The organism is Gordonia sp. 852002-10350_SCH5691597 (genome assembly GCF_001665715.1).
GTDB classification, from domain to species: domain Bacteria; phylum Actinomycetota; class Actinomycetes; order Mycobacteriales; family Mycobacteriaceae; genus Gordonia; species Gordonia sputi.
Genome location: NZ_LZMO01000245.1, coordinates 1 through 854, shown reverse-complemented (window position 1 = coordinate 854; position 854 = coordinate 1). Strand labels below are relative to the sequence as shown.

The following is an 854-nucleotide window of genomic DNA, read 5'->3' as shown; positions in this document are numbered from 1 at the left end:
CCGCGTTGTGTCTTGGAGTCGCGAAGCACGGTGTCGACATCGAAGCGTTCGAAGGGCTTCGCCCGGTCGACGGTCGGGTTGTCCTCGTCGACCTCGACGCCGATCACGAACTCCTCGCCAACGTCCTCGAGGGCGTCCGAATCTTCGCCGGCTACGCGGGTTGGGGGATAGGCCAACTCGACGCCGAGCTCGCCCAGGACAGCTGGCTGCTCGCCTCGGCGCTTCCTCGCGATCTGCTCGCACCGCCGACCGTCGACGTCTGGGCAGATGTCTTTCGGCGCCAGCCCTGGCCGATGCCGCTGCTCGCGACCCATCCGATCGACGTCGACCAGAACTGACGCTCCGCCGGTCATCTCGCCGCAGAGATCGCGGCCCGGATCCCATCAGTAGGCCTTGGTGAGCTGCGCCACATCGAACTGATACTCTTCGACGCGTTCGTCTCACGCCGTCATTATTCGGCGCGGGAGTCTCACGGTGTTCCAACGTTCGGTGTTTCAGCATTCAGGGTTTCAACGCTCAGGCGTATCAACGGTCAGGGGTCCCGGTGGTCACTAAGCTACGACGTGTTTCGAGTTCGACGACGTGGGGCGCGGTGGTCGCGGTCCTCTCCGTCGCCATTCTTTTGATGACCGGTCCGGGAATCGCCGACGCTGCGACTCCCGACGGCGGTCAGCAGGGCGCAGGTTGGCGCGCAACACTGTTCCGTCACTCATTCGGATCGGGACGTCCCATTGGGTCGCGACACCCGCATAGGGGTGCGCACCGTCGTGTGCCGGACTCTAACCTGCGCCCTGCTGACCGCCGTCGGGAGTCGCAGCGTCGGCGATTCCCGGACCGGTCATCAAAAGAATGGC

Annotated in this window: 1 protein-coding gene; it reads left to right on the top strand. The window is 64.8% G+C overall.

Annotated elements, in window-relative coordinates:
• Positions 1–338: YqgE/AlgH family protein (locus tag A5777_RS18095; protein ID WP_197502361.1), on the top strand; the 338-nt coding region annotated here is incomplete at its 5' end.
• Positions 339–854: the final 516 nt, after the last annotated feature.